The 2,943-nt window shown below is 64.2% G+C and carries 3 protein-coding genes and 1 pseudogene; 3 read left to right on the top strand and 1 reads right to left on the bottom strand.

Annotated elements, in window-relative coordinates; translation table 11 throughout:
- Positions 1 to 955: S8 family serine peptidase (locus DH10_RS32705; RefSeq protein ID WP_192385790.1), on the top strand; the 955-nt coding region annotated here is incomplete at its 5' end.
- Between the two features lie 48 nt (positions 956 to 1,003).
- On the opposite strand, the gene DH10_RS32700 is transcribed toward DH10_RS32705, so the two are convergent.
- Entirely contained in the window at positions 1,004 to 1,423 is a 420-nt protein-coding gene (locus DH10_RS32700) for a nuclear transport factor 2 family protein (protein ID WP_192250788.1), read from the bottom strand.
- Between the two features lie 162 nt (positions 1,424 to 1,585).
- On the opposite strand from DH10_RS32700, the gene DH10_RS32695 reads away from it, so the two are divergent.
- Complete coding sequence (locus DH10_RS32695; protein ID WP_192250784.1) at positions 1,586 to 2,539, top strand: AraC family transcriptional regulator; 954 nt, start codon at positions 1,586 to 1,588, stop codon at positions 2,537 to 2,539.
- Positions 2,515 to 2,816, top strand: a pseudogene (locus DH10_RS32690) (S8 family serine peptidase); the annotation flags it as partial. The gene DH10_RS32695 and the pseudogene DH10_RS32690, both read left to right, overlap by 25 nt.
- Between the last annotated feature and the right edge of the window lie 127 nt (positions 2,817 to 2,943).

Here is a 2,943-nt window from a genome sequence, read left to right as displayed (position 1 = left end):
GCAGCGCCAGTCGCTGCTGCTCGGCAACACGCTGGTGCGCTACGGCATTCCCGACGGGCGCCCTGTCGGCGTGGTGCTGGCGCAGCTTGCCGCCGACGGCCGCACGCAGCGGCGCGAGCCCAACCACATCTATTCGCTGCAGCAGGCGGCCGGCATCGTGAACTATGCCTTCGAGCGCATCGCGCTCGATGCCAGCCGAGCGAGCGGCGAGAATGTGCGCGTCGCCGTCATCGACACCGGCATCGACGACACCAATCCGGCGCTGAAGGGCGTGATCGCCGACCAGTTCGATGCCATGCCGAACGTGCCGATCGAAAAGCGCGACCACGGCACCTCGGTCGACGGGCTGATCGCCGGCGTCGGCGCGCTGGAAGGCATGGCGCCGGGCGCCAGGATCTATCACGCGCGGGCCTTCGAAGGCGGCAAGTCGACCATGGATGTCATCCTGTCGGCGCTCGACTGGGCAGCTGAGCAGAATGTGCGCATCATCAATATGAGCTTCGTCGGCCCGAAGAACGACCTGCTCGGCACCGCCTGCCGCAATGCGCGCGCGCTCGGCATGGTGCTGGTCGCCGCCGCCGGCAACAACGGGCCGAAGGCGCCCTACGGCTATCCGGCGGCCTTCGACGGCGTCATCGCGGTAACCGCCACCGATGCCAAGGACGGGCTGATGCCGCAGGCCAATCGCGGCGCCTACGTCTTCATCTCGGCGCCTGGCGTCGAAATGGTGGCGCCGAGCGGCGCCGGCTCCGATGTGGTGACCGGCACCTCGTTTGCCGCGGCCATCGTGTCCGGCGCCATCGCCAACCTGATCCATGCCGCGCCCGACCGGTCGGCCAACGACATCGAGAAGGCGCTGGCGGCAACCGCCAAGGATCTCGGGCCGAAGGGGCGGGACAATGATTTCGGCTATGGATTGCTGGATATTGAGGCGGCCGGAGCGGCGAAGGAATAAGGGCTAACGGCGCTGCGCTGTCGCGGGCGGCATCCGGCAGCTTCTCTGTCAGATCATGCTGTTGCCATGTAGATCGCTTTCGGCAATCGGCTGCCGGACCTCCCAATGCTCGACGAGCTTGTCGGCAGACAGGCGGAAGATATCCACGATGGCAAGGCCCGCCTCCTTCGGATCCCTCTTGGCCAGCATGTGGACGATAACATAGTCCCCCTCCGCGACGATCCGCTTCACCTCACCGCGGACGTCAGGGAACGTCTGCCGAAGCTGCCGGACATAGCTGCGGAAACCCTCAACCCCGTCAGCAATATTCGGATTGTGCTGGATGTAGGCATCGCCGAAATGCGCAGAAGCGGCATCGATATTTCCTCGATTGACTGCCTGCTCGATGAAGTCGAGCACGATAGCCTTGTTGCGCGCGAGGGTGCTGCCGGTGGAACTGTGTGAAGGTGTCTTTTCCTGATCGTTCATGGTTCGAGGTCCTTTGGGTTTTCCGTGCGCGGCGGGAGCTGAAACGTAACGCCGTAGCCGGAGCAACCTAGGGGCGTCGTATGAGACATTCGATGGTTTATACTTGCAATCTTTTATCCACACGTCTCAAATGCCCCTGGGTGCGAAACGAAGATATGAGACATGGACGCTTTATCGGAGATCCTGTCCTCAGTGCGGCTCGGCAGCGCAGTGATCGGCTACGCGCGCCTTGCACCGCCTTGGGGCATCGCGGTAGATCCGGCTCGCGGCGCGGCTATCCATCTCGTGCAGAACGGCAATTGCTGGCTGCGCCTGCCCGACGCAGAAGCGCCGATCAATGTGTCCGAGGGCGACATCATCCTCGTCGCCAGCGGTGTAGCGCACGCCCTTAGCAACCCGGCCGATGCGCCCGTGGCTCCGATCGCTGACATGCTGTCGAAGGCGGCCGCCGGCATGGGTTACTCTCACGGTATTGAGGCGACGACGCTGCTCTGCGCGAAGTTTTCGCTGGACGAGGGGGCATCGCATCCGATGATCTCGCTGCTGCCACCCCTGATTCACCTGACCCGCGTACAGATCGAGGCAAATCCATCCCTGCATCTGGTGGTCGAGCTTTTACGCCTGGAGGCCGCCAGCGACATGACTGGACATGACATCGCGGCGCCACGGCTCCTCGACAGCGCGCTCGTCTTCCTCCTGCGCGCTTGGCTCGACAGCCTGCCCCTCGGGGCAGGTGGATGGTTTGATGCCTTGCGCGACAAGGGTATCGCGCGGACGCTCCGGCTCATCCACGAAGCCCCAACGGAGCCCTGGACCGTCAAGGAGTTAGCCAAGCGTGCGTTACAGTCCCGGGCGACCTTCGCCCGGCGGTTCACCCGGCTCATGGGAGTGCCGCCCCTGACCTATGTTGCGCGATGGCGAATGAATCTCGCTGCCCGGGCATTGCGGGAGACGAACCAGACGGTTGAGGAGATCGCACACACTGTCGGTTATGAATCGGCACCGTCATTTTCGCAGGCCTTCAACCGGATTGTGGGTCAGGCGCCAGGCGCATACAGAAATAGCTTCAGAATGGCAAAAAGGGATGCGACGCGACCGTCGCCAAGGACGGATTGATGCCGCAAGCCAATCGCGGCGCTTCATCTCGGCGCCGGGCGTCGAAATGGTGGCGCCGAGCAGCGCCGGCTCCGATGTGGTCACTGGCACCACGTTTGCCGCCGCGATCGTGTCCGGCGCCATCGCCAACCTGATCCATGCCGCGCCCGACCGCACGGCCGACGAGATCGAGAAGGCGCTGGCGGCAACCGCCAGGGATCTCGGCCCGAAGGGGCGCGACAACGATTTCGGCTATGGGTTGCTGGATATTGAGGCGGCCGGGGCGGCGAAGGAGTGAGTTTGGGCGACGTGCATAGGGGCCAGAACTCAATCGCTGGCTGTCGCCAACGACCGCGGCAATACCAGCGCAGGTGCTGAATGACCGATATCCGCCATTGAACGAACCCGCTCGCGCGGGAGGGCGC

Origin of the sequence: Mesorhizobium silamurunense, assembly GCF_014843825.1 — a bacterium.
Taxonomy (GTDB): Bacteria; Pseudomonadota; Alphaproteobacteria; order Rhizobiales; family Rhizobiaceae; genus Mesorhizobium; species Mesorhizobium silamurunense.
Note: the sequence above shows the minus strand (reverse complement) of the source record. Positions and strands in the feature narration are given on the sequence as shown.

Coding starts and splice junctions, on each gene's coding strand:
- DH10_RS32695 (WP_192250784.1), top strand. CDS start 1,586: ATGGACGCTTTATCGGAGATCCTGTCCTCAGTGCGGCTCGGCAGCGCA.
- DH10_RS32700 (WP_192250788.1), bottom strand. CDS start 1,423: ATGAACGATCAGGAAAAGACACCTTCACACAGTTCCACCGGCAGCACC.